Raw genomic sequence first — 25,093 nt, forward strand, 5'->3', positions numbered from 1 at the left:
TCGCGGCGGCCGTGGTCGCGCGCCGCGGTTTCACCGGCTGCCGCTCGCGTCGCCCGCGGCGCCTCGCCGACGCGGCGAGGCCGGGACTCGCCCCTCCCCACCGTTTCGCGGCGTTTTTGACCCGACCCCGACAAGTCGGCGGTATGGACGACGAACTCCGCGAGCGCGTCGCGGCGGCCGGCGAGGCCGCGGCGCTTTACAACGCGCTCAAGCACGGCAGCGACCCGGACGTGGGCGCGATCATGGGCCCGATCATGGGCGAGAACCCCGAGTTCCGCCCGCACGGCGACGAGATTCCGGGCGTCCTCGCGCCGGTCGTTAACGAGGTCGGCGAGATGGACGAGGCCGAACGCCGGGAGCGGCTCGGCGAACTCGCGCCCGAGCGGCTCGCGGAGCTGGAGGCGGACGAGGAGGGGGACGACCGGGTCCTTCCCGACCTCCCGAACGCCGAGGACGGCGAGGTCGTGATGCGCGCCGCGCCGAACCCGAACGGCCCGTGGCACGTCGGCCACGCGCGGATGCCCGCCGTCATCGGGACGTACAAGGAGCGGTACGACGGCGAGTTCATCTGCCGGTTCGACGACACCGACCCGGAGACGAAGCGCCCCGACCTCGACGCGTACGACGCCATCCTCGAGGACATCGCGTACCTCGGCTTCGAGCCAGACCGCGTGCTCCGCGCGTCGGACCGCTTAGAGACGTACTACGACCACGCCCGCGAGCTGATCGACCTCGGGGGCGCGTACACCTGCTCCTGTTCCGGCGACGAGTTCTCCGAGCTGAAGAACGCGGGCGAGGCCTGCCCGCACCGCGAGAAGGACGTCGAGACGGTCCGCGAGGAGTTCGAGGCCATGGTCGACGGCGAGTACGGCTCCGGCGAGATGGTCTTGCGGGTGAAGACCGACATCGAACACAAGAACCCCGCCCTGCGCGACTGGGTCGCCTTCCGGATGATCGACACGCCGCACCCGCGCGAGGAGGCCGCAGAGTACCGCTGCTGGCCCATGCTCGACTTCCAGTCCGGCGTCGACGACCACCTCACGGGCGTCACGCACATCATCCGCGGCATCGACCTCCAGGACTCCGCGAAGCGCCAGCGGTTCGTCTACGACTACTTCGACTGGGAGTACCCCGAGGTGCTCCACTGGGGCCACGTTCAGGTCGACGAGTACGACGTGAAGCTGTCGACGTCGACGATCAAGGGCCTCATCGCGGACGGCGAGCTGACGGGCTGGGACGACCCGCGCGCGCCGACGATCCGGTCGATGCGCCGCCGCGGAATCCAGGGGCAGGCCCTCGTCGACTCGATGACCGAACTCGGGATGTCCACCTCCGACGTCGACCTCGCGATGTCGTCCGTCTACGCGAACAACCGCGACTTAGTCGACGACGACGCGAACCGCTACTTCTTCGTCCGCGACCGCGAGGACGACCCCGCCGTCGAGCTGCCGGTCGTCGACGGCGACGCGGCCGCGCCCGAGGCGGGCCACCCGCGATTTCACCCCGAACACCCGGACCGCGGCGAGCGCGAGGTGCCCGCCGGCCGCGTCGTCGTCGAGTCCGGCGACCTCCCGCCCGAGGGCGAGCGCGTCTGGCTGAAGGGGTACGGCCCCGTCCGCTACGAGGGCGACGAACTGGCCTTCCTCGACGCCGACATCGAGATCGTCCGCGAGGGCGACGTGGACGTGATCCACTGGGCGCCCGCCGACGAGGGGCTCGACACCCTCCTGCGGACGGTCGACGGCGACGTGCGCGGGATCGCCGAGCCGGCGCTCGCGGACGTCGACCCCGACACGGTCGTCCAGTTCGTGCGCGTCGGCTTCGCCCGGATCGACGCGCTCGACCCCGAGGCGACCGACGAGGAGGACGGCCCGGACGGCGCCGAGGACCTGTTGGCGTACTACGCGCACCCGTAGCTCTGCGTCTTCGGTCCGGCCGGGTCCGTTCCGGCCGACCGACCGAATCCGTTCGTCGGGGAGTTTAAACCCGCGACCGGCGAAGCGAGGGCAACGATGGCCATCGACTCGAACTTCGAAGTGAACCGCGAGCGGGTCGGCGAGGAGGACGGCGTCGCCGTCTGGGGCCCCGTCGAACCGCCGGAGAAACAGGGGATCCGCGGCACCCACGTCGCGGTCGACTTCGACATCTGTCTCGCGGACGGCGCGTGTTTAGAGGACTGCCCGGTCGACGTGTTCGAGTGGGTCGAGACGCCGGGGCACCCGGAGTCCGAGCGCAAGGCGAACCCGGCCGACGAGGACCAGTGTATCGACTGTATGCTCTGCGTCGACGTCTGCCCGGTCGATGCTATCGACGTCGACCCCGGGCGCGAAAATCGCTTATAAATAGTTGGTGTCGCTGTTGGTCGTGTGGTGACGGATTGCGTCGTCCGAGTTGTTCTTTTATAAATAGTTGACAGCGGATCGGCGGTGAACATCTTCAAAGCCCCAGTCGCTCGGTTATAAGCCGCTGACTGTGAATCGGCGGTGAACACCTCCAAAGCCCCAGCCGCTCGTTTATAAACAGCTGGCTGTGGATCGGCGGTGAACACCTCCAAAGCCCCAGCCGTGAGGCCGCCGTACGCTCGCTGCGCGCTTCACTCGGTCGCTCACTCCGTTCGCTCCCTCGCTCCAGTGCTTACGTCGCCTACGGCGGCCTCACGGCTGCCCCTTTGAGTCCCGTCCCGCCCACGGCTCCGCACGGCACCTCACGCCTCCCCAGCCTCGTCGGGCGCATCCTTCGGGCTCCCTTCGGTCGCCCTCGGAGCGCCCGACTCCCTCGCGCGTGCGACTCGCGGCCGTCGCTTCGCTCCGGCCGCTCGCCGGCACGCGCCGCCGCAGATCTATTTATAAATAGTCGCCGCCGGTTCGTTCACTCGTTTATAAACCGCTCCCGCTCCTTTCGCGCGAACTCGGTACCGTACCGCTCCACGATCGGGACGAAGGCGTCGCCGAGCGCGCGCATACACGCGCTCGTCGAGACGAAATCCAACTCTTCGGCGACCTCCTCCCACGGCCGGCCCTGAAGCACTTTCCGGACGAGCAGGCGCTCCGCGCGGTCGTCGAGGTCGCTCCCCTCGATCAGCGCCGCGAGCGCGAGGTCCCGGAACGCGCCGGGCGCGGTGTCGTACATCCCCGGGCCGACCGACGCGCCCACGACCGAGCGCCACTCGGTCTCGGTGAGGTCGACCGGGACCGGGGCGGAGCAGGCGCGGAGCGCGCCCCGGACCACGTCCGGGTCGACGTCGCGGTGGGCGTCCGAGAGCCCGTCGCGCTCGCGGTCCCGGAAGGCGACCGCGTGGCGGTCGAGCAGCTCCTGACCGGCCTCGGTCTCCGGCCGGAGCATGATCGCGGAGTACTCGCCCGACGCGTCGTTCCGGCTCGTCGAGAGGTGGACGGTGCGGTAGCCCGCCCGGCGCCAGAACCGGAGCAGGCGCGGCGTCGCGCCGTAGCCGACCGAGAAGTAGTCCATCTCGTCGCCGAACTCCGCGTGGACCTCGTCGAGCAGCCGCGAGCCGAACCCCGCGTCCCGGAGCGCGTGGTGGGTCGCGATCCGGACCGTCCGTAGCCCGCGCGGCTCAGCCGCGGCCTCATCGCGCAGCTGGCTCGTGAGCACGTCCGGCACCATGTTGCCGCGGACGCGCTCGCCCTCGTACATCCCGCGCCGCGTCTCGGCGTCGAGTCCCCCCTCGCGCGCGAGGAGCGCGACCGCGACCACGCGGCCGTCCGCGACGAGTGCCCGCGCGACGAGGTTCGGCGCGTCGAGCAAGCGCGCGAGGTCGTTCGGCTCGGTCCGGTAGTGCGCGGCGACGAGCAGCCCGAACGCCTCGCCGAGCAGCGTCTCGTCCGCGAGCAGGTCCTCCGGGTCGAGCGCGCGGTAGGCGGCGTCGTCGACCGACGCGCCGGAGACGGCCGCGTCGACCGCGGGCCGGGCGTCGAGCAGGAGCGCGCGCGACGCCCACGCCTCGACGGGGTCGTTCCGCGCGTATCGGATCGGCTCGTCGAGTCGGATGTCGCGAACCGAAAAGTGCGAGTCGAGCAGTCGCTCGCGGAAGCGCACCGCGAACCCGCGGCCCGCCCCCTCGTAGCCGTGGACCGTCGTACAGAACGCGACCGCGGGCGCGTCGAGGAACCCCTCCAGCAGCCGCACCGGGAGTGCCGCCGCCTCGTCGACGACGACCGCGTCCGCCTCGGCCGCGACTTCCGCCGCGGCCGCGGGCGGCAGGAAGCGGACGCGACCGCCGGCCGGCGTCCGGAGGTCGCGCTCGTCGACCTCGCCGTCGTCGTGCTCGCTCTCGTCGTCGCCGTCCGTTTCCGCTTCGATCAGCTCCCGCGTCCGAGCGAACACCTCCGCCGCGTTCCGGAACGCGGGCGCGGTGACGAGTACGTCGCGTCCCCCGAGCGCGAGCGACCCCGCCGCGAGCCCCGCCGCGCTCGATTTCCCGCGCCCGCGGTCCGATTCGACCACGACGGCCGAGCCGGGGTCGGCGAGCCCCTCGAACGCCCGCAGCGCCCGCGACTGATCGGCCGTGAGACAGGCGCCGTACGCGGCCGCGGGAAACGTCGCGCCGGGCGGTGCGCTCGGCGGGTCGACGGATTCGCCCGGCCCGTCGCGCTGGTCGGTCCGCTCCCCGGTGAGTCCGTCGCGCTCTAGGCGGTCGCCCGCCTCGTCCCCAAGCGCGACGACCGCGATTCCGGGGTGCGTCTGGAGCGTCGAAACGAGGCGCTTCCGGAACCGGCCCGTCACGTCGTCGATGCCGAAGGGCGGCACCGCCAGCGAGTCGTCGAAGCGGTCGCGGACTGCCGGCCACTCGTCGAGCGCGGGCGTCAGAAGGATCAACAGCCCGCCGCCGTCGACCGCGCCGACCGCGCGGCCGAGCGCGTTCGGGACGAACCGCTCGTGGCAGTCGAGGACGACCGCTTCGCGGGTGCGCCCCAGTAGCCCGTCGGCGTTCCGCGGGCGCGTTTCATCGAATCGGAACCCCTCGCGTGTCGAGACCATCGTCACGTCTCTGTCGCCGACCCCGAGCGACTCGATCGCGTCGTAGGCGGCGTCGAGCGCGTGGTCGCGGTCGCCGGCGAGCACGAGGACGCGTCGCTCGTTCGCCCGCTCGGCCTCGGCGCGCAGGTCGCGCGCGACTCCCGCGATCATCTTCGCCCGTCGTTGCCGAGGCGCGGACATGTGTCTTGCCCTCCGGGCCGCCGTCGTCCTCGTTCCCGGGTCGCCTCGGTGGCGCCCGCGAAGGCGGGAGGCTTACGGACACTCGGCGCGTCACTCCGGGCATGACCACGGTCACGCTCATCGGGACCCGGCTCGCGGACGTGGGTCGCGAGTTCGTCTACGAGGGGGAATCGGCCGACTGCGAGGGATGCCCCTACCGCGGCCAGTGCCTCAACCTCTCCGAGGGCACCCGCTACCGGGTGACCGGGATCCGCGAGAACGCGCAGACGCTCGACTGCGCCGTCCACGACGCCGGCGTCCGCGCGGTCGAGGTCGAGCCCGCGTCGGTCCCCGCGAACGTCCCCTCGAAGCGCGCGTACGCCGGGAGCAAGGCGTCGCTCGCGGGTCCCTGCCCGCACACCGAGTGCCCGAGCCACGGCTACTGCGTGCCCGACGGCGCCGACTTCGACGAGGAGCGTGTCATCGATCAGGTGCTCGGCGAGCCGCCCCACGAGACGTGCGCGCTCGACCGCGACCTGACGCTCGTGGAGTTCCGCGCGGAGGACTGAGAACTCGACGTATCGATCGTCCGCCTACAGCGACGTGATCGCGTTCAGCGTGATCCGGATCGCACGCTCGACGTTGTCCTTCGCCTTCTCCGGCAGCTCGTCGTCGGAGTCCGCGCCCTTCTGTGAGCCCGCGACGAGGTTGCCGTCGACGGTGCAGATGGCGCCCGCCGCGAGCCCCTTGCGTCGCGCGAGCGAGAAGACCGTCGCCGCCTCCATCTCGATCGCGAGCAGGTTCGCGTCGTTCCAGTCGGCGACGTACTCGTCGTCCTCGTTGTAGAACGCGTCGTCGGAGACGATGGGGCCGACGTGGATCTCCTCGTCGTTGTCCTCGGCCGCCCCGACGAGCCCGGTGAGCACGTCGTAGTCCGGGACCGCGGGGTACACTTCATCTTCGTACCGCTTGCTCGTCCCCTCTTCCTTGGCCGCGCCCGTCGCGACGACCATGTCGCCGACCTCCATGTCGGGCTGGAGCGCCCCGCAGGTGCCGCAGCGGACGAACGTCTCGACGCCGACGCGCGAGAGCTCCTCGACGGCGATCGCGGCGGACGGGCAGCCGATTCCTGTCGAGCAGATCGTGAGGTCGGTTCCCTCGTAGCTCGCGTTCACGATCTTGTACTCGCGGTTCTGCGCGACGACCTCGCTGTCGTCACAGAGGTCCGCGATCCGGTCGACGCGCCCCGGGTCGCCAGGGATGACCGCGATCTCGTGAACGTCGCCCTCCTCGACCAGCAGGTGCGGCTGTTTCGCCATACGAGCCGGGACAGTCGCCGCGCGCAAAAACCGACCGGTCGGCGGGCGGGGTGACGGCGCAATTTAATATCGCGATATGTGATTTATCAAGGGCTTACCGTCCCGGCGGCTGCGTCCCAATTCGTCCGTGTGGCTCTGCCGATCGGCCGGTTTTATCGCCCGGACGCGCAAGGTTCGGGTATGTCCGACGCGAACGCCTCGGCCGACCTTGGCTCGACGATCGCCGCCCTCACGGTCGCCTTCCTCTTCGTCACGCTCGTCGCTGGGGCGCTGCTCGATTTTAACTGGACGCAGGCGGTGCTGCTCGGTGGCTTCGCGGGCGCTGTGGCCGTCGCGTCGGCGTGGCTGACGGAGCGACGAGCTGGCGGCGACTGACCTTGTTCGGTTTCGGTCCCGATCGGACCTGCCCGAGTATCGCGACTGAGAGGTCGGACGGAGGCTTTTATATCCGCTCGGCGTCGACACCGTACAATGCGATTCAGTCGCGACCGTCGGGGCCAGTCGGTCGTGGTCGGGACGGTGATCCTGTTCGGGTTCCTAATCTTAGCGCTCTCGCTGTATCAGGTACAGATCGTCCCGCAAGAGAACGCGGAGGTAGAGTTCCAGCATTTCGAAGAGGTTCGCAACGATCTCGTTGACCTCAGGGCAGGGATATTGCGGGCAGGCACTACTGACCGGGTACAGTACGAGACAGTTCGACTGGGAACTGATTATCCTCCCCGGCTGTTTGCGATTAACCCGCCGGCACCGTCGGGGACGATACAGACGAGGGGTCCATACAACATCAGTATTCACAGCGAATCAGGCGACACCGTCAACATCACGACCCGATTCATCCAGTACCAACCGAGGTACAACGAAATTGACCATCCGCCGACGTGGTACGACGCCTCTGTGCTGTATCTTGATGCTAACGAAGAGGGAGGTAGAGTCGTGATTATCGAAGATCAAAACCTTGTAAATGATGACGGTGAGGTTCGAATCACTGCCCTCCAAAACGAGTTCCGGCGAAGTGGAACCCAACAGACGACTCTTGAGCTTCGTCCGAGTCGAAACTCCACTGATAGGATTCCCGAAGGTGAGCTCACTATTAAGATTCCAACACGATTAAGCGGCGAGGAATACTGGGACAATGCTGACATCCCGGACAAGGTCTACGGCGGTGTCTCGGACGCCGGCGGTAATGGGGTTCACAACTTAACACTGAACACGACCCACGAAGAACTGGTAGTGGACACGGTCGGAATTCAGGAGAAGCCAACAGATTCAATCGCGAAGAATGGCAGCAGTGATGACGAGAATAATCAAGCTGTCGAGAATCGAATATTTGATATTGAGTGGTACGATCGAAATTCTGTTCCAATAGGCGATGTACAACTAAACGGGAGTATAAGCGCTAATGACGAACCCTTGGATAATGCTATTATCGACTTTTCGACTACGAATCCCGCGGTAGCATCTTTCAATCAAGAGAACACCACTACCACGAGCGTCGATGGTAACTTCACCGCGAATATTACCGCTAAACAGGAAGGCAATGTCACATTATTCGCCGCGTCTGGTGATGATGTCGATAACATCTCTGTCGAAGTTATTGCTCCGGTAAACCCGAGCCCGCCAATATTTGGTTCCCTAACTGCCAGTGGGAGCCAGCGGTCTGTTTCGTTTGACTGGAATATTGACGGTCAGTTTGACTCAGTCACGTTTGAAACTGATTCAGGTAGCGCGACGAGTACTGATCGTTCGGGTACAGTTTCTATTGGAAAAAGCCCTGGCAACCGTGATATAACAGCTATCGTAGAGGGACCTGGCGGATCCGAAACCTGTACCGCTACCATCGGTAATGACGGAGAATTGATAAAGCCTGACTTTACCTGTACTACTTCCTGACACGTCATAGAACATAATATTATTACAATCTTCCAGGCTCTGACTCAGTAGATTCGATGAATCACATATACCTGACTCTTAGAAAAGCCGTCCCTCGTATCAATTAAGTACTCTACTACTAGGTTCCACGATCGACGTAATACTCATCGACAAAGCCATATGCCAGTCTCGTGAACGACCGTGTATGACCGCAGTCGGGATCGACGGCATCGAGATCTGGACCGGGAAGCTCAAACTCGACCTGCCGGGCACGTTCGCGCCGGAGAAGGGCGACGACCCCGAGAAGTACACGAAGGGGCTCGGGCTCAACAACTCCTCGTTCCCGGACGTGTACGAGGACATCGTCACGATGGGGGCGAACGCCGCCAAGGGGCTGATGGACCGCAAGGGGCTCGAACCCGAGGACGTCGGCCGGATCGACGTCGCCACCGAGTCGGCGTTCGACCACTCGAAGCCGGTGTCGACGTACATCGCGGGCTGCCTCGAACAGGTGTACGACGGCGACTTCACCCACGCCAACAAGGGGGAGCGCAAGTTCGCCTGCCTCGCCGGCACGCAGGCGATAGACGACGCGTACAACTGGATCCGAGCGGGCCGGAACCGCGACCGCCCCGCGATCGTCATCACGACGGACACGGCGCTGTACGCCCGCGGCGACCCCGGTGAGGCGACGCAGGGCGCGGGCGCCGTCGCGATGCTCATCGACGAAGAGCCCGACATCGTCGAGCTCTCGACCGATCAGGGGTACGGCTCGAAAGACGAGACGGACTTCCTCAAGCCGAACCAGCAGTTCCCCAGCGTCGACGGGAAGCGGTCGGTCCAGGTGTACCTCTCCCGGATGCGCGAGGCCCTAGAGGACTACGAGTCCGTAACCGACGACATCGAACTGGAGGACTTCGCGTACGCACCGTTCCACACGCCGTTCCCGGGGATGGTCCGGAAGGCGGCACTCTTAGCCTACCGGCACGTCATCCGCGACACGCCCCACGAGGACGCGCTCGCCGACGAGATCGGCCGCCAGCCCCGCGAGGACGAGTACGAGGACCGCGAGGCGTACGAGGAGGCGATCCGCGGCTACATGGACGAGCTGAAGACGACCGAACAGTACCAGACGTGGTACGACACGGCCGTCGAGCCGACGCTCGGCCTCTCTCGCGAGGTCGGCAACTGGTACACGAGCTCGGTCCACATCGCCCGCGTGAGCGCCCTGCGCGACGCGCTGAAGCGCGACCGCGAGTTCGTCGGGGACACGCTGCTCGTCGCCTCCTACGGCTCCGGCGCGCAGGCCGAGATCCACGCCGAGACGATCCGCGAGGGGTGGCGCGCGGAGATCGAGGGGCTCGACATCGACGCCCAGCTCGACGCCCGCTACGACCTCACGTGGGACGAGTACGAGGACGTCCACGACGTCCACGAGTACGACATGGACGTCGAACGCGAGATCGAGGAGTTCACCCAGCCGGACGGGGAGTTCGTCTTCACCGGCTGGGGGCGGATGAACGAGCGGAAGTACGAGTACGTCGAGTAGCGGCGCGGCCCCCGCGCTCGGCCTCGCTCCGATCCGCGAGTCGCCCGCAGCGGCCCGCAACCCCGTGAAAACGGCTCACACGGGCCGTACGCGATACGATGGTTTTAAACGACGCTGGCGTGAATCGACACCCAATGGTAACCATCTACGACGTGCCGGCCGACGACCTCATCGAGGCCGTCGCGGCGCGACTCGAGGACCGCATCGACGAGCCCGACTGGGTCGAGTTCGCCAAGACCGGCGCCGGCAAGGAGCTCCCGCCGGAGCAGGACGACTTCTGGTACGTCCGCTCCGCGAGCCTCCTGCGGAAGGTCGCCCAGAACGAGCCGATCGGCATCGAGCGGCTCGCGACCGAGTACGGCTCGAAGAAGCGCGGCTCGAACCGCTACGTCGTTCGCCCTGGCGAGCACGAGGGCGGCTCCCGCAAGCTCATCCGTTCGGCGCTCCAGGCGCTCGAAGAGGACGGACTCGTCACGACCGCGAGCGGCGAGGGGCGCCGCGTCTCCGACGAGGGCGAGGCGTTCCTCTCCGAGGTCGCGACCGAGGTCTTCGAAGATCTCGACCGCCCGGAACTCGAACGCTACGCGTAGAGCGCTGTTTTTCGTTCTCACCCGTCCGACTCCGTTAGCGACTGCTGTCCCGCATTAGCGGCCGCCGTAGTGCCTTTGTGGTCGTTTCCCTGATTACGCGGCCGAAACGCCCGGTAGCGGCCGTTTCTCTCCGGCGAACCGTGCTTGTGGATTGCGGCCGCTCACACGTAATGTATCAAATACCGCTATACAGAATTTTGGTGACACCGATCCATCCGCCTCGCTCCCGTCGCGGTTCGCATCGTACGGTTCGCCGCCGCTCCGCCATCAGCTTCTTGCTCCCTCGGCGCCGAGCCCGGCCGTGACTCCGAGCGTGATTCACGCATGACCGATTCGCAGGCCGTCGCGGTCGAACGGATCCACGTCGCCTCGGGGACGGGGGGCGACCCGGAACCGCGAACGGCCGTCGAGGCGGTCGCCGACCGGGGGCTTCGCGGCGACCGCTACTTCGACGGCGACGGGATCTACAACGAGCAGGCTGACTTGGAGCCGAGCGACGTCACGCTGATCGAGGCGGAGGCGCTCGCGGCCGCGGCCGAGGAGTTCGGCGTCGACCTCGACGCGGGCGCCCATCGACGCAACCTCACCACGCGCGGCGTCGCCCTCGACGACCTCGTCGGCGAACGGTTCCGGGTGGGTGAGGCGGTGTTCGAGGGGCTCGGTCACTGCGAGCCCTGCGGGTACATGGCGGACCTCGCGGAGGAGGCGGACGCGGCGGCCGCGCTCGATGGCCGCGGCGGACTCGACGCTCGGATCGTCGAGTCGGGAACGATCGCGGTCGGGGACGACGTGGTTTGGTCGCCTCCCGGCGACGCAGACGGAGAGTCTATCGGCGACGCGGACTGTTGAAGGAGGACGGCGGACGAGCGGGAGACGCGCGGACTATCCCGTATTCTTCATCCCGGCGGCGATGCCGTTGACGGTGAGCCGCAGGGTGCGCTCCTCCTCGTCGGTGCGGTGGGTGCGGCCGAGCAGGTTCGCCTGGAGGAGGTTCAGGGGATCGACGTAGGGGTTGCGGCGGTCGAGGCTCTCCTCGAGCCACTCGCGGCGGAGCAGCTGGTCGCGGCCGCTGATCTCCAGGACCAGTTCGCGCCCGCGCTCGTACTCGCCGACGAGCTCGGGGAAGAAGCGCTCGCGGAGGTCGTCGTCGGCCAGGTCGGCGTACTCGGCGGCGATCTCCGGCTCGGTGCGCGCGAGCGCCAGCGAGGCGTTGTCGAGCGTGGTCCGGAAGAACGGCCACTCGTCGAACATCTCGCGGAGCGTCTCCATCCCCGCCTCCTCGCCGACCTCGTCGAGGTAGGCGTCGATCCCGGAGGCGATCGCGTACCACCCGGGGAGGATGAGCCGGGTCTGGGTCCACGAGAACACCCACGGGATCGCGCGCAGGTCCTCGACGCTGCGCTCGCCCGAACGCGAGGCGGGCCGCGAGCCGAGGTTGAGGTCCTCGACGACGCTGATCGGCGTCGCCTGTTCGAAGTACGAGACGAACCCGTCCGTGTTCAGCAGGTCGCGGTACGTCTCCCGCGCCGCGGGCGCCATGATCTCCATCGCCTCCACCCAGCGGTCCGGGACCTCCTCGACCGGCTCCTCGTTCGCCTCCTTCCGGGCGCGGATCTGCGCGTCGAGCATCTGTTCGAGCTCGCGCTCGGCGATCCGCGGGTTGGCGTACTTCTCGGCGATGGCCTCGCCCTGCTCGGTGAACTTCACCTGGCCGGTGACGGTCTCGTTCGGCAGCGCGAGCAGCGCCTCGTTCATCGGGCCGCCGCCCCGGGAGATGGAGCCGCCGCGGCCGTGGAACAGCCGGAGCGTCACGTCCTCCTCGCGGCAGAACCGGGCGATCCGGCGCTGGTTCTCGTAGAGATCCCAGTTCGCCGCGAGGAACCCGTTCTCCTTGTTGGAGTCGGAGTAGCCGAGCATGACCTCCTGGACCTCGCCGCGCGCCTCCAGCGCCTTCCCGTACGCCTCGTTCTCGAAGAGGGTTCCGAGGATGCGCTCGGCGCCGTTAAGCGCGGACTCGGTTTCGAGGAGCGGGACCACGTCGACCGCGCAGTGGTCGGGCAGGGAGACGACGCCGACCTGATCGGACAAGAAGAGCACCTCCAGCACGTGGCTGGGCTCCTCCGTCATCGAGATGCAGTAGGTGTCGATCGCCTGCTGGCCGTACTCCTCCTGCCACTCCGCGAACGACTCGAACCGTTCGAGGACGCGCTCGGTCGTCTCCGAGACGTCGCCGGGCTCGTCGATGTCGACGACCGGCTCCTCTTGAAGGATCGCCTCGGTGAGGAAGTCGACGCGCTCGTCCTCGTCCATCCCCTCGTAGTCGACGCCCTCGACCGCGACCGCCTCAGCGACGGCCTCAGTGTGGTTCTCACGGTGGTCGCGTAAGTCGAGCGACGCCAGCGTGAGCCCGAACGTGTCCACCTGCCGGCGGAACGGCTCGACGAAGGATTCGAGGACCGACTCCTGGCCGTCCTCGCGCAGCGACTCGGCGATGACGTCGAGGTCGTCGAGGAAGGCGTCGCCGTCGGGGTACTCGCCCGGGCGGACGTCGTTGACGCGGTCGAGGCGCTCGCGCATCAGCCGGAGCTTCTGCCGGTACGGCTCATCGGGGTAGCGCTCGCGCGCCTCCTCGACGACCGTCGGGAACCGCTCGGCGTCGGCCGCGAGCGAGCGCGCGAGCGCGTCGCCGGCGGCGTACCGGTCGCCGTCCTGGCTCAGCACGGCCGAGAGCCGCTTACACCGGTCGCGGTACTTCTCGACGGCGACCTCGCGCTGGCGTTCGAGCGTCTCGTCGGTCACCTCGGGGGTGACGAACGGGTTGCCGTCGCGGTCGGAGCCGGCCCACGAGCGGAACTCGAAGAGCTTCGGGCAGTCGACGTCGTCGTACTCCTTCGAGATGGTCTCCTCGAACTCCTCGTAGGCGTCACCGACGACGTCGAAGAGGGTGTTCTCGAGGTACCACTGGACGTTCCGCGCCTCGTCTTCCGGCTCGGGCGCCCGTTGTCGGACCTGGCGGGTGCCCCACAGGCTGGTCACCTCGGCGGTGACGTCGCGCCAGATGGCGCGCCGCTCGCGGTCGGTGAGGTTGCGCTCGTCGAGCTCGCCCAGGTGGTTCGCGATGGAACGGAGCTTCGACTTCACGGTCGACCGCCGGGCCTCCGTCGGGTGGGCGGTGAACGTCGGCTCGATGAGCACGTCCGCGAGCAGCGCCTCTAACTCGTCGGCGTCGACGCCGGCCTCGGCGAACTCGGCGATCGTCGCGTCGAAGGAGTCGTGGAGGGCGGTCCCGTCGTCGGCGTTCCGGACCGCGCGGACGCGCTCGCGCTCCTCGGCGAGGTTGATCAGTTCGAAGTAGGTCGTGAACGCGCGGGCGACGACCTCCTCGCGGGTCGTCGAGAGGTCGTCGACCGCCTCGTGGAGGGCGTCGCGGTTCGGGGCGTCTCCCCGTCGATAGTCGATCGCCGCGTTCCGAAGCGTCTCGACCGTCTCGTACGCCTCGGTCGAGGCCTGCGCGGCCAATACGTCTCCCACCAGCGCCCCGAGTTCCCGAACGTCCGTCCGCACGTCCCGATTGTGCAACTCCATACCACGCACACTGCGGTCGCGATCGGTTAAAACCGCGGTCTGAACGAATGTTTGCCTCGGTTCCGAGTTAATTCAGTCACGAACGTTCCTGTGTAACCGGCGCCGAGACGCCGCGGTCGTCGGTGCCCCGACTCGAGGCGTCGGTGTCGACCGACGAGGGCTCCGATTCTCGCGCCGGTGGAGGGTTCGTCACCCTTTTTACCGATCCAACCGCAGGTACGTGTATGAGTGCGTCCGACAAGTATCCGTCTGAGTCCGGGCGGCGACGCTTCGTGAAGGGCGTCGTCGGCGGCGCGGCCCTCGCGGGGGTCGGCGCGATGGGGTCGGCGACCGTGAACACCCTGACGACCGCCGGCGGCGTCGGCGGCGGGTCGACGATCGCGAAGACGATCGCGCAGACCGGCGGTCCGGCGCCCCGCGGGCTCCCGCAGATTCCGGTCCAGGTCACCGACGAGGGCTACGTCGAGGGGATCTGGCCCGAGACGACCACCGTCACCCAGGAGGGTCAGGAGATCGAGGTCGCCCAAGAGGAGCTCGGCGGATTCACCTACGCCGGCGCGTGGTTCCAGTACTGCGGCGTCGAGTCCCAGGAGAACGTCCAGCCGAACTTCGAGTCGGACAACCTGTTCCGGTCCGCGAGCGCCCCGCCGTACGACTGGCAGTCGAACACCTACTCGGGCGGCGACCGGATCCATATCGACGACTTCTCGGACTACACCGAGTGGGGCAACGGGATCGGCAGCGACGGCGTCGGCAAGCCGGCGTCGGTCACGTGGCGCTCCGAGGACGCCGAGACGAACCTCGGCGCGATCGTCATCCGCTCGCCCCAGATCGAGGAGGCGGCCCAGAACGACGAGTGGCTACAGGCGTCGACCGACCAGGGGTTCATGGCGTATCTCAACGTCTGTACCCACTTCTGTTGTATCCCGGGCTACAAGGTGTTAGAGGAGTCCGCCCGCTACGACGCCGCCAACGGGACCTACTGCGTCTGCCACCAGTCGACGTACGACCCGTTCACCATCGAAGAGGCGCTGTTCATCGCGCGGCCCCGCCCGGAAGAGTAACGCGTCCGTCGCAGACCCGTCTTTCTCCTCCCGATCGGCGTCCCGCACAGCCGTCGCCGCGCTTTTCACGCCGCTCGCCCGAGGGACTGACATGAGCGAGGACGACCCCGCAGACGCCGACGCGCCCGACGGAGCGGATCGCTCCGAGACCGCCGACGGCTCGACGGACGCCGCCGACGCGCCTTCCGGCGACGAGTTCGAGACGGAACTCGCCCGCGCCCGCGACCTCCTCGACGGCGACGGCGTCGACGCGGTCCACGTCGGCGTCGTCCGCGACGGCGAGGTCGACACCACGTTCGCCCAGCGCACCGACGACGACGCCGACGGCGCCGGGCTCCGGGCGCTCGCGCTGCTCGCCGCGCACGTCAGGCTGGTCGCGGGCGAGGCGGGCGTCGAGCCCTCTACCGTCGCCGGCGACGCCGCGACGCTCGCGGGACAGGTCGAACAGATCCCGGCCAGCACCGACCAGATCCCCGACGAGTAACGGCCCCGTCGCGCCGGTCACCGCTCGGTCCGTTCCCGCGCGGTCACCGCTCGGTCCGTTCCCGCGCGGTCACCGCTCGGTCCGTTCCCGCGCGGTCACCGCTCGGTCCGTTCCCGCGCGGTCACCGCTCGGTCCGTTCCCGCGCGGTCACCGCTCGGTCCGTTCCCGCGCGGTCACCGCTCGGTCCGTTCCCGGCGCGATTACCGGTCGGCGCCGTCGGACTCCGTCGCGCGGATCCGGCGGAGCTGGTGGGTCACGCCCGCGAGCGCGACGAGCAGGACCGCGAGGTTGAACACGGCGAGCGCGACGGACTGGTAGGCCGGGTCGAACCACGTGCGGATCGCGTTGCCGGACTGGCTGTAGAAGCCCCAGCCGGCCACGACCGCGAGCAGCGACAGCGCGGCCAGCCCGACTCGGTCGAGCAGGCCGCGGAGGTCGTCGGTCGAGAGGCGGTCGAGCCCGCCGGCGTCGACCGGCTCCGTCCATCCGTTCGCGTCGGTGCGGTCGGCGTCCGCCTCCGTGCGGTCGGGAGCGGTCGCCGTGCGTTCGGGGTCCGTGCGGTCGGTCGCGTCGGTGTCGTCTGTCATTGGCTGTGGTGGGTCGGGGGTGTGATCGCCGTCGTCGGTCGCGGGGTCGTCTGTCGCGGGGTCCGTCGCCGGTTCGTCGGCGTCCGGATCGTCGGTCGGGCCGTCGCGGGGCCGGTCGTTCGTCATCGTCGCCTCCGCGCGGTCAGCGCCGCGACGACGAGCGCGACGAGCGCGACGAGCGGGCCGAATCCGGGCGTCGAGTCGTCGGTGGCACCGTCCGTCGGAGCGCGGTCGGCGCCGTCCCCGCCGATGTCGTCGCCCGCGTCGCCGCCGCGCTGGAAGTCCTCGACGGAGAACTCCACGTCGCGGACGGTCTCGTTGGCGGTGATCGTCTCCCGCGGGTTCAGGTTCGCGACGCCTTGCGTCTCGTCGACGAGCACGTCGTCGTCGAACAGCGCGGCGTCGACGTAGTAGTTGTAGCCGGCCGGCACCTCGACGGTCGTCGTCACGGTGTCGGTACGGCCGGGGCGGACGGCCCCGACCGTCTCCGTCGCGTCCGCGGCGATCACGTTCGACTCCGCCTGCCGGAGGTAGAGGCGGAGGTCGACGTCCTCGCTGGCCTCGTCGCCGCGGTTCGTCACCGAGACCGACGCCGACAGGGTCGCGGTCTCGTTGTCGGCCTCGACGACGCTCACGGCGACGGTCGGCCAGACGGACCCGTCGGTGAAGCCGACCTGCGTGTCCGCGTAGTCCGGCGTGAGCGCCGCGACGCCGGCGACGCGCGTGGTCTGTTGCTCGCGGCGCTGGCCGTCCGCGAAGACGACCGTCTCGATGCGGTAGCCGCCCTCGCGCTCGACGGTCACGGTGCCGTTGACGGTGCGTTCGCCGTCGAAGTCGACGTCGCCGACGTCGACGGTGGTCTCGTCGACGAGGAGGCCGGACTCGGCGCCGATAGCGCGGTGGCGGACCGTGACGTTCTCGACCGGCGAGCCGCGGTGGCGGAGGTCGGTGCCGAGCCGGAGCTCGGCGGTCTCGCCGCGCACGTCGCCGGGCGCGACGGTCGCGCCGGCGACGCGGATGTCCCCGGGCGGTTCGTCCGTCGCTCGCGGGTCGCTGATGGCGCCGGGCGCGGCGACGGCGCCGACCGCGCTCGCGACGAGGAGGGCGGCGGCGGCCGCCAGGAGGGCTGTGCGGGTGTCCATGTGCGACCCCTCACGACCGCGATATAAGTGCTTTGTCCGGGATCCGCTCCGAGGCGTCCGGAACCGGCCTCAGAGGACGCGATACCGCCCGTTCGACTCGGTGACCTCGCCGCGGCGCGCGAGGCGGGTCAGGATCTCGCGGGCCGCGTCGGCGGGAACCCCCTCCGCTGCGGCCCGCTCCACGACCGCCGCCTCGGTGGGGTCGTCGACGGCCTCGATCGCGTCGCGGACGACCTCGGTGCGGCTCCGGGAGCTGCCCCCGCCGCCCTCCGCTCGGTCGCCGGCCGCGTCGACCGCGTCGGCGTCGAGCCCGGACGCTTCGAGGTACTCGCGGTCGTCGATGCCGGCGTCCTCGACGGCGGCTTCGAGGTCGGCCACGTGGTCGACCTCGGCGAACGCCGCGCTGTCGCCGCGCTTCTTCGCGAGCAGGGCGGACCGCGCCTGCCGGGCGGCCGCGCGGTCCTCGGACTCGAAGAAGCGCTTGAGCTTCGCGGTGCGGTGGGTCTTGCCGCACCGCGAGCACTTCGCCGTCTCGCTCGTCTCCGGGTCCGTGACCAGCCACATGTTGGCGCACTCGTTGCAGCCGACGACCGCGTACATACGAGTGGATTCGCCGGCCCCGAATTTGAACCCTCGGCTGTACGTTGTACTCGCTGTGACGGTGGCCACTATTGAAGCCCCAGCCGCTCGGCCGTACGACGATACTGCTTATAAGTAGCGAAGCGACACGAACGCCATCGAAGCCCCAGCCGCGAGGCGGTCAGACGCTCGCTGTGCGCTTCAGTCGCTCACTGCGTTCGCTCCTTCCAGTGCTTGCGTCGCCTCTGACCGCCTCGCGACTGCCCCTTCGAGTCCCGCCCGCCCGCACAGCCCCGCACCTCTCACCTCCCCAGCCTCGGCGGACGGCCCGGCGCAGGCGGAGCCGCGCCGGGCCGCCGCCTCCCTCGCGGGCACCTCGCGGCCGCCGAGGGCGGCCGCTCGGCGGCGCGCCGCCAATACTTCGTATAAATAGCCGCGCTCAATCGGGGTCCTCGATCGCTCGGGCGGCTGCCAGCACCTCGTCGTGGAGGGCGCCGTTGGAGGCGACCACGCCCTTCGAGTCGTGGCGCCAGCGGTCTCCCTCTAGGTCCGTCACGCGGCCGCCCGCCTGCCGGATCACGAACACACCCGCAACCGTATCCCAGGGGTTCGCGCGGAGGTTCGTGATCGTTCCCTCCAGCCCGCCGGCCGCGACGGTCGGCAGCACCACCTGCGCGGCGCCGAGCCGGCGCATGTCGCCGAAGCGCGTCACGATCGCCTCGCACGCGCGGGTGTACTCGTCGCGGGCGTCGTACGCCCACCAGATCGTCGGGTCGACGGCGGCCTTGCGGGGCTCGTCCACGTCGCTCACCGCGATCGGCTCGCCGTTGCGGTACGCGCCCGTGGCGTCGGCGGTGTAGGTGTCGCCGAGCGCGGGCGCGACGATCGCCGCCGCCACCGGTTCGCCGTCGACGACGGCCGCGACCGCGGTCGCCCACACGCGCACGTCGCGGACGTAGTTGTTCGTCCCGTCGATGGGGTCGATCACCCACGCGGCGCCCTCCTCGGGCACGGTCTTGCGCTCGTCCTCCTCCTCGCCCACGACCGCGTCGTCCGGGAACGACTCGCGGATCGCCTCGATGACGGTGCGCTGGGCGGCGCGGTCGGCCTCGGTCACCACGTCGTCCTCGCCTTTCGTCTCCACCGCGATGTCGCTCCGGAAGCTTTCGTGTGCGACGGCCGCGCCCGCCTCCGCGGCGCGTCTCGCGACCGCGGCGCGCTCGGCGACGTCGTCCGCGCGGTCCGCGACGGGGGGCACGGCCTCGTCGCCGCGCTCGTCTGCGTCGGTCATGGCGCCAGTCGCCGCTCCGGCGGCGTATAAACGTCGGTTCGACGCGGGGGACACCGCGGAATTAACTCATTTCCGAATCCGAGTACCTTTAAGTGGATCGGCCCCGGTGGTTCGCGTATGGAACCAGAGGAAGCGGTCCGTCAGCTGGAGTACACCATCGACGCCTCGCTCGACGAGATCGGTCAGCGCGCCGCCGCCGGCTACCGGCCCACCTTCGAGCGCGTGGCCGAGCGCGCGGACGGGAGCGCGGTGTACGACCTCGCGGGCGAGCTCTCCCGGGAGGTCGTCGCCGGCTCCTGCCCCTCGCCGGCGGAGGCGAACGCGGTCGCCGAGCGCGTACTCGACGACTGGGCGTACACCGACGGCGGGGAGTAAGATTAGACGTAACAAAACTATAGTATCAAATCCCGTTATAAGGAGTCCGGATAATTAAAGGGAGGTCTGAATACATTCAAGAAGGACTTGACTGGTTTCTGGGTCTACTCAACGTCCTTCTGGCAGTTAATAACCATACTATTGGAAATCATTTGCGATAGTACGTGCTATCCGTGTGTCATGCCTCTGCTGCGATGTCAACAGGAGCAGACGGATAGCACGAAACAATACGCAAATCCATGAGTAACCGACGGAAATTTATGAAGCTGGTCGGAGGTATTGGAGCAGCAACCGTAGCAGGTGGTGCGGGAGTGATGTCGATGACTGGAGGGGCGGCTGCGTCTACGGTCAGTATCAGTGCTACTGGGCCCAGTACAGTCTCAAATGATCGTGGTGATGTCAGTAAAGTTACTGTTGATCCCGCGTTTAATGTCAACTGGTCCGGTCTGGACGATGCAGTCGGGAAGGTCTTCTGGCTTTTGGAAGCAAAGGTCGCTGGTGGTGACTGGCAGCCGATCTACCGTGCGACGCCGTGGCTAAGTGCAGAAGACATCGGAACTAGCGGCACCTTCAGCCGACCAAACAGTAACAACGGGGGTCTGGGGCCGCTCGTCATCGCTGACGAACAAGGCCGTCCCGACTATGATGGATGGAATTGGGGCTCTTACGGGGACGCCGACCTGAGTTCCTTCCTTTCAGGGACGAGCCTTGGGTCCGCGGAGAACTACGTGAACGAGTCTGAACCCGTCGGTAGCGGCCCGACGCCGCAGAATAACTTCCCGGATCAAAACGCCGGTTACTACGGTGCAGCAAGCGATACGGCTCCATTTGACAACAACAACGATGACGCCGGAAATGGATCGTCTGAGACAACGACCGTTCAGCTCCGATACACCATTGAACTTCAGCGTCCAAACCTGAGTCAGCTCAAATATCGCGTTGATTATGACCAGATTGAGGACGTGGCAGATGAAGAAGAGTTCAGCAATCTCGCAGATAGTGAACAGAAATCTATTGCTGTAGAACAGATTGACGGGCTAGAAGAGTCTGATATTGACGAAGGTAACTCACGGCTTGTCATGGAGGGAGAAGATGGTTACCAGAGCTTCGACTCGTACAGTGATGGTGCAGGGATTCCGTATAACGTTCTTCGAAACAACACGGATCATGTCGGTATCATCGTGGAAACCGCGCAGTTCGGAGTGAGTGCGCAAAATCTCGGCTCTGACTCCGGCGTTACTGGCGACTCTAATACCGCGGCCGAGTAATTATTGGCTGACGCCGCGGAGCCGGTCCGCGGCAGCTATACTTATTTTGTGAAATTTTGATATTTTGAGGGATTACATTCAACTGTAGGTGGTGAACTCAGCAACTACACTGAACAATCCCCTGCTGACTGATAATATTCAAGAAATCAATATGCAACTCTCATCGACCGATTGTTTCAGGCGAGGATATCTATGAAGAAGAGGGTTTCAACAGAGCCACCCTATCCAATGTCGTTATGACACGCTCGAAGTATCGTATGCGCACCCGAAACCAGTCACGACGCGACCTCGAAGCGCCACAGGTACCGGTTGATCCCACCTCGACCGGGACCTAAACCCAAAATCACGTCGAATCACGGAAAAGAACTCGAATCGCCGGTTTTACCCCGGAATTCACCGTTTCAAGCACCGCTTGACCCGGTCGTAGGGACCGGAAGAACCGGCGAGAATCAGATCCTCTCAGATCAAGTATCGGATCGATTTATGTGGCCCAGCGCACAGTATCGTGTAAAACGCCGAACAGGAGATCTACTCACGATCTCGGTCGGCGCACGCCACACGATGCTCTCGACGACGCCGCTGGGAACGACGGGCGACGTATCGCTGCCGGAGGAAACGATCTTCGAACTGCTGGCGAACCGCCGCCGCCGGTTCACCATTCACGCGCTGAAACACGCGGGCGAGCCGATGGAGGTCGCGGACCTCTCGACGCGCATCACCGCGTGGGAGCGCGGGGTCGACCCCGAGACGATCGACTACGACGACCGCCGGAACGTCCACACGGTCCTCACGCGCACCCACCTGCCGAAGCTCGACGAGCACGACGTGGTGGAGTACGACGACGAGGCGAAGGTGGTCGAGCCGACCCCGACGCTCGACGACCTCGACGTGTACATCGAGGTGCTGCGCGGACGCGAGATCCCGTGGAGCCTCTACTACCTCGGGCTCGCGGTGCTGGCGGCGCTCGTCCAAGTCGCCGTCGCGGTCGAGGTACCCCTGTTCGCTGCACTCGACGCGACCGCCGCGGCCGTCTTCGTCGTCACCGCGTTCGCGGTCTCCGCCGCGCTCCACTATTACTACGGCGAGCGTGCTCGGCTGGGGAATCTTGAGAAGCCGCCCGAGCTGCGCGAGAGGGAGTAATTTTGGTAGCTGAACGGTCGTGGTCGGCTTGATTGTGTCCAAAGTACTACTATTTAGTCAGTCCCTCAGGGCTTGTCCATCGAACGATGAAAATACGTCTTGATTATGCTGACAGTGAAAACAAAAGATAGACTGAGCGTATCAGCTCTCGTTAGTTGCTGCCGTACGGTCCATCCGCGTCGGTAACAGCGAACGTGATTTCTCCTCCTGGCACGCTATTCTCATCGCGTGCGTCAATCGCAACCCCAACCAGTGTTTCACCGCCTGAAGAGAGGCCACCTCCACTCGCGTTCGTACTGTCGTAACCTCCGAAGTCGTCCCAACTCGGGTAGAAACTATCTTCAGGGTAGTTACCGCTGTATTCTTCGTAGACTTCCTTGGGGACAAAATGCCAGTCGTCTGGGTTAGCCAGTCCGGACTTATCGATGGTGATGTCAAGTTCGTTGGGGCCATTATTGACCATTTTGAACACCCCATCAAATGTCGACACTGAATCGGCATTAATACCGCTCCCACCGTCGCCGTTGCCAGCGAAATTCAGTTGCATCTGTTTCCCGTTCGTCTCTGCGTACGGTGACGTGTCAATCAAGCCTAGGTACGCGCTTCCGTCCCCTGCCACGTTGACGTTGACACTACGGGTTGCTTCCACGCTTGCGAACGCACCTGTTCCCATTGCGGCTGCCCCGCCGGCAGCGAGCGATCCCATTCCGATCACGAATTTGCGTCGGTCCATATCGTATCTCACCTGTGTTCACGCACCCCCGCGACCCGCCGTCCGGGCCGGGAGTGCTTGGAAAATACATACGACGGGTGGTACTTCGTTATGAGATTCCCGTTGGCCCACCGGGGGATCCCGTCGGATCCTCGGCTTCTGATCGTCGCCCCACACGCTCGCCTCGTTGCCGCCGACGAGACGGTCCTGAACTCCTCGACAGCACGTACTCAACTCGAATCGACCGATTGCGCCGACCATCGGGGCCCGCCTGAAACCCGACCACAAATGGTCGTTTCGACGGTATACAGACCCAACCGCGGGTTAGGACCTTCCTGCGCGGACAACGAGACGTGTTATCTCTTCTCATCCGGTTGAGAGTAACAGATTAACTATCCAACTGGTTTATGTGAATAGCTCGAACAGTATCGCCCGAAACCGGACGTTCCGAACCGAGACGAACGCCGACGAGGAGGAAACAATCGCATGGGCTCCACCACCGCACCGACGGCCGAACCGCGCTCGGAGGTCGACGACCTGTCCGAAGACGACGTCTTCGAGATGCTCTCTAACCGCCGCCGGCGGTTCGTCATCCACGCGCTCAAGCGCGCGGAGGGGCCGGTCGACGTGTCCGAGCTCTCCACGCACGTCACCGCGTGGGAGCGTGGCGTCGACCCGGACGCGGTCAAGTACGAGGACCGCCGGAACGTGTACAGCACGCTCCAGCGCATCCACCTGCCGAAGCTGGAGGAGAAGAACGTGGTCCGCGTCGACGAGGAGGCGAACCTCGTCGAGCCGACCCCGACGCTCGACGACCTTGACGTGTACATCGAGGTGTTACGCGGACGCGAGATACCCTGGAGCCTCTACTACTTCGGGCTCGCCGTCCTCGCGGGGCTCGTCCTCGTCGCTGTCGCGGTCGGCGTGCCGGGCTTCGCCGCGCTCGACGGGAGCACCGTCGCTGTGTTCGTCGTCACCGCCTTCACCGTCTCCGCGCTGCTCCACTACCACTACGGGGAGCGCGCTCGGCTGGGGAACCTCGAAGAGCCGCCCGAACTGCGCGGGCGGGGAAAATAACTCGGGACGCGGTCTCCTCCGTTCGACGCGGTTACAGCTCGATCCGCTCCCCGATCGCCGGCGCACTTGCCGCGAACCCGTCCCCCCGCAGATCCGCGGCGAACGCCTCGCAGCGGTCGCCGTGGCTCACTAGCACGCGCGCCCCGCGATACGACGCCAGGAACGACTCCAGCCCCACGCGGTCCGCGTGCGCGGAGAAGTCGTACGACTCCACTCGCGCGCTCACGGGCTGAACCCGGCCGTTAAGTTCCAACTGCCCGCGCTCTTGGAGTTCGCGCCCCGGCGTCCCCTCCACCTGATACCCCGTGAGCGTCACGAGGTTCGTCGGGTTCGTTCGGATCTCCGGGAGGTAGGTGTGGACCGGCCCGCCCGCGAGCATCCCCGAGGTGGTGACGACGAGCGCGTTCTCGGCCGCGATCCGCTCGCGCTGCCCGTCGCGGCCCGTGACGACCCGCGCGCGACCGACCGCCTCGCCGAACGCGTCCGCGTCGCGCAGGAACGACGGATACCGCCGGAGCATCTCCGTCACCTCGACGCCCATCCCGTCGACGTACGGGGTGAGCCCGTGCGCGGCCGCGACGAGGAGCAGCTCCTGCGTCCGCCCGATGGCGAACGCGGGCGCGACGACGGTGCCGCCCTCCCAGATCGTCCGCTCCACGCTGTCGGCCCACGCCGACTCCACCGCGGCGCGGTCCTCGTGGGTCACGTCGGCGTAAGTGGACTCGCAGACGACGACGTCGGCGTCGGGCCGCACGGTCGTCCCCGCGACCAGCCGCTGGTCGTCGGTGTGGAAGTCGCCGGTGTACAGCAGCCGCGTGTCGCCGTCGTCGACGAGGACGTGCGCGGAGCCCGGAATGTGGCCCGCCGAGAACAGCGTCACCTCGTACCCCCCGCCGTCGATTCCGCCCGCGACCGGGAAGGGGTCCTCGTAGCCGTGCCGCCGCTCGACCTCGCCCAGCCGCGCGACGTGTTCGGCGCCGAACGGACACAGCGGGCTGTTGCCGTGGAGCTTCAGGGTGTCCTCGGCGAGCGTGCGCGCGAGTTCGCCCGTCGGCGGCGTCCAGTGGACCGGCGGCCGTCGGTCGCCCTTCAGCAGCGCGGGGACCGCGCCGACGTGGTCGAGGTGCCCGTGCGAGACGACGACCGCCTCCGGCTCGGGGTCGCGCACGGGATACCGCGGCGGGTCCGCGGTCATGAGCCCGTAGTCCAGCAGCAGCGCGTCGTCGACGAGGAGGGCGCTCCGGCCGACCTCGCGGGCGCCGCCGAGGAACTCCAACTCCATCGGCGAACCGTAGCCGCCCGCGG

23 protein-coding genes are annotated in these 25,093 nt (G+C 67.2%); 14 read left to right on the forward strand and 9 right to left on the reverse strand.

Annotation, left to right across the window (positions count from 1 at the left end; translation table 11 throughout):
• Positions 1-143: 143 nt before the first annotated feature.
• Positions 144-1,916 carry a glutamate--tRNA ligase gene (locus tag J7656_RS03370; RefSeq protein ID WP_211554088.1) on the forward strand — a complete coding sequence of 591 codons (1,773 nt, stop codon included), beginning with the start codon at positions 144-146 and terminating at the stop codon, positions 1,914-1,916.
• A 96-nt stretch (positions 1,917-2,012) separates the two neighbouring features.
• Entirely contained in the window at positions 2,013-2,342 is a 330-nt protein-coding gene (locus tag J7656_RS03375) for a 4Fe-4S dicluster domain-containing protein (RefSeq protein ID WP_017343887.1), read from the forward strand.
• A 526-nt stretch (positions 2,343-2,868) separates the two neighbouring features.
• On the opposite strand, the gene tmcA is transcribed toward J7656_RS03375, so the two are convergent.
• On the reverse strand, positions 2,869-5,148 hold the full coding sequence (tmcA, locus tag J7656_RS03380) for a tRNA(Met) cytidine acetyltransferase TmcA (protein ID WP_211554089.1): 2,280 nt from the start codon (positions 5,146-5,148) through the stop codon (positions 2,869-2,871).
• Between the two features lie 131 nt (positions 5,149-5,279).
• Between tmcA and J7656_RS03385 the strand changes: the two genes are divergently transcribed.
• The gene (locus J7656_RS03385; RefSeq protein ID WP_017343889.1) at positions 5,280-5,726 is read left to right on the forward strand and encodes a UPF0179 family protein; all 447 of its coding nucleotides are present in this window, start codon (positions 5,280-5,282) and stop codon (positions 5,724-5,726) included.
• 24 nt (positions 5,727-5,750) lie between these two features.
• On the opposite strand, the gene J7656_RS03390 is transcribed toward J7656_RS03385, so the two are convergent.
• Entirely contained in the window at positions 5,751-6,476 is a 726-nt protein-coding gene (locus tag J7656_RS03390; protein ID WP_017343890.1) for a guanosine phosphorylase, read from the reverse strand.
• 180 nt (positions 6,477-6,656) lie between these two features.
• Here J7656_RS03390 and J7656_RS03395 point away from each other — a divergent pair, with 180 nt between their 5' ends.
• The 5 genes from J7656_RS03395 to J7656_RS03415 all read left to right on the forward strand — a co-directional run bounded on the left by J7656_RS03395 (position 6,657) and on the right by J7656_RS03415 (position 11,333).
• A complete protein-coding gene (locus J7656_RS03395) occupies positions 6,657-6,851 on the forward strand; it encodes a hypothetical protein (protein WP_017343891.1) in 195 nt (64 codons plus the stop codon).
• A 96-nt stretch (positions 6,852-6,947) separates the two neighbouring features.
• Positions 6,948-8,366 carry a hypothetical protein gene (locus tag J7656_RS03400; RefSeq protein WP_155118213.1) on the forward strand — a complete coding sequence of 473 codons (1,419 nt, stop codon included), beginning with the start codon at positions 6,948-6,950 and terminating at the stop codon, positions 8,364-8,366.
• A 184-nt stretch (positions 8,367-8,550) separates the two neighbouring features.
• Entirely contained in the window at positions 8,551-9,894 is a 1,344-nt protein-coding gene (gene hmgB / locus J7656_RS03405; RefSeq protein WP_211554090.1) for a hydroxymethylglutaryl-CoA synthase, read from the forward strand.
• Positions 9,895-10,028: 134 nt separating this feature from the next.
• Entirely contained in the window at positions 10,029-10,484 is a 456-nt protein-coding gene (locus J7656_RS03410; RefSeq protein WP_017343893.1) for a 30S ribosomal protein S19e, read from the forward strand.
• A gap of 324 nt (positions 10,485-10,808) precedes the next feature.
• Positions 10,809-11,333 (forward strand): MOSC domain-containing protein, encoded by a 525-nt coding sequence (locus J7656_RS03415; RefSeq protein ID WP_211554091.1) that lies wholly within the window; start codon positions 10,809-10,811, stop codon positions 11,331-11,333.
• Between the two features lie 33 nt (positions 11,334-11,366).
• On the opposite strand, the gene ppc is transcribed toward J7656_RS03415, so the two are convergent.
• Positions 11,367-14,069: a phosphoenolpyruvate carboxylase gene (gene ppc, locus J7656_RS03420; RefSeq protein ID WP_211554092.1), complete on the reverse strand. Its 2,703-nt coding sequence runs from the start codon at positions 14,067-14,069 to the stop codon at positions 11,367-11,369.
• Between the two features lie 224 nt (positions 14,070-14,293).
• Between ppc and J7656_RS03425 the strand changes: the two genes are divergently transcribed.
• Positions 14,294-15,133 (forward strand): Rieske (2Fe-2S) protein, encoded by an 840-nt coding sequence (locus J7656_RS03425; RefSeq protein ID WP_211554094.1) that lies wholly within the window; start codon positions 14,294-14,296, stop codon positions 15,131-15,133.
• 91 nt (positions 15,134-15,224) lie between these two features.
• Entirely contained in the window at positions 15,225-15,617 is a 393-nt protein-coding gene (locus tag J7656_RS03430) for a DUF8113 family protein (protein ID WP_017343897.1), read from the forward strand.
• A gap of 200 nt (positions 15,618-15,817) precedes the next feature.
• Here the strand turns inward: J7656_RS03430 and J7656_RS03435 are convergent, their stop codons facing one another.
• The 4 genes from J7656_RS03435 to J7656_RS03450 all read right to left on the reverse strand — a co-directional run bounded on the left by J7656_RS03435 (position 15,818) and on the right by J7656_RS03450 (position 19,216).
• Complete coding sequence (locus tag J7656_RS03435; RefSeq protein WP_211554096.1) at positions 15,818-16,330, reverse strand: DUF8060 family membrane protein; 513 nt, start codon at positions 16,328-16,330, stop codon at positions 15,818-15,820.
• Positions 16,327-17,346, reverse strand: a complete 1,020-nt coding sequence (locus J7656_RS03440) for a DUF7490 domain-containing protein (RefSeq protein WP_211554098.1) — start codon at positions 17,344-17,346, stop codon at positions 16,327-16,329. Before J7656_RS03440 ends, J7656_RS03435 begins: the two co-directional genes overlap by 4 nt.
• A gap of 69 nt (positions 17,347-17,415) precedes the next feature.
• On the reverse strand, positions 17,416-17,946 hold the full coding sequence (locus J7656_RS03445) for a DUF5817 domain-containing protein (RefSeq protein WP_211554099.1): 531 nt from the start codon (positions 17,944-17,946) through the stop codon (positions 17,416-17,418).
• Positions 17,947-18,364: 418 nt separating this feature from the next.
• The gene (locus J7656_RS03450; RefSeq protein ID WP_211554100.1) at positions 18,365-19,216 is read right to left on the reverse strand and encodes an inositol monophosphatase family protein; all 852 of its coding nucleotides are present in this window, start codon (positions 19,214-19,216) and stop codon (positions 18,365-18,367) included.
• Positions 19,217-19,333: 117 nt separating this feature from the next.
• On the opposite strand from J7656_RS03450, the gene J7656_RS03455 reads away from it, so the two are divergent.
• The 3 genes from J7656_RS03455 to J7656_RS03465 all read left to right on the forward strand — a co-directional run bounded on the left by J7656_RS03455 (position 19,334) and on the right by J7656_RS03465 (position 21,999).
• Positions 19,334-19,591, forward strand: a complete 258-nt coding sequence (locus J7656_RS03455; protein ID WP_211554101.1) for a hypothetical protein — start codon at positions 19,334-19,336, stop codon at positions 19,589-19,591.
• Positions 19,592-19,851: 260 nt separating this feature from the next.
• Entirely contained in the window at positions 19,852-20,859 is a 1,008-nt protein-coding gene (locus J7656_RS03460; protein WP_211554102.1) for a hypothetical protein, read from the forward strand.
• A 561-nt stretch (positions 20,860-21,420) separates the two neighbouring features.
• Positions 21,421-21,999 carry a DUF7344 domain-containing protein gene (locus J7656_RS03465; protein ID WP_211554103.1) on the forward strand — a complete coding sequence of 193 codons (579 nt, stop codon included), beginning with the start codon at positions 21,421-21,423 and terminating at the stop codon, positions 21,997-21,999.
• Between the two features lie 151 nt (positions 22,000-22,150).
• Here the strand turns inward: J7656_RS03465 and J7656_RS03470 are convergent, their stop codons facing one another.
• A complete protein-coding gene (locus J7656_RS03470; RefSeq protein WP_211554104.1) occupies positions 22,151-22,705 on the reverse strand; it encodes a hypothetical protein in 555 nt (184 codons plus the stop codon).
• Positions 22,706-23,197: 492 nt separating this feature from the next.
• On the opposite strand from J7656_RS03470, the gene J7656_RS03475 reads away from it, so the two are divergent.
• Positions 23,198-23,788 (forward strand): DUF7344 domain-containing protein, encoded by a 591-nt coding sequence (locus tag J7656_RS03475; protein ID WP_211554105.1) that lies wholly within the window; start codon positions 23,198-23,200, stop codon positions 23,786-23,788.
• Positions 23,789-23,819: 31 nt separating this feature from the next.
• Here J7656_RS03475 and J7656_RS03480 read toward each other — a convergent pair whose 3' ends face one another.
• Positions 23,820-25,070, reverse strand: a complete 1,251-nt coding sequence (locus J7656_RS03480; protein ID WP_211554107.1) for an MBL fold metallo-hydrolase — start codon at positions 25,068-25,070, stop codon at positions 23,820-23,822.
• Between the last annotated feature and the right edge of the window lie 23 nt (positions 25,071-25,093).

Origin of the sequence: Halorubrum ruber (assembly GCF_018228765.1) — an archaeon.
GTDB classification, from domain to species: Archaea; Halobacteriota; Halobacteria; order Halobacteriales; family Haloferacaceae; genus Halorubrum; species Halorubrum ruber.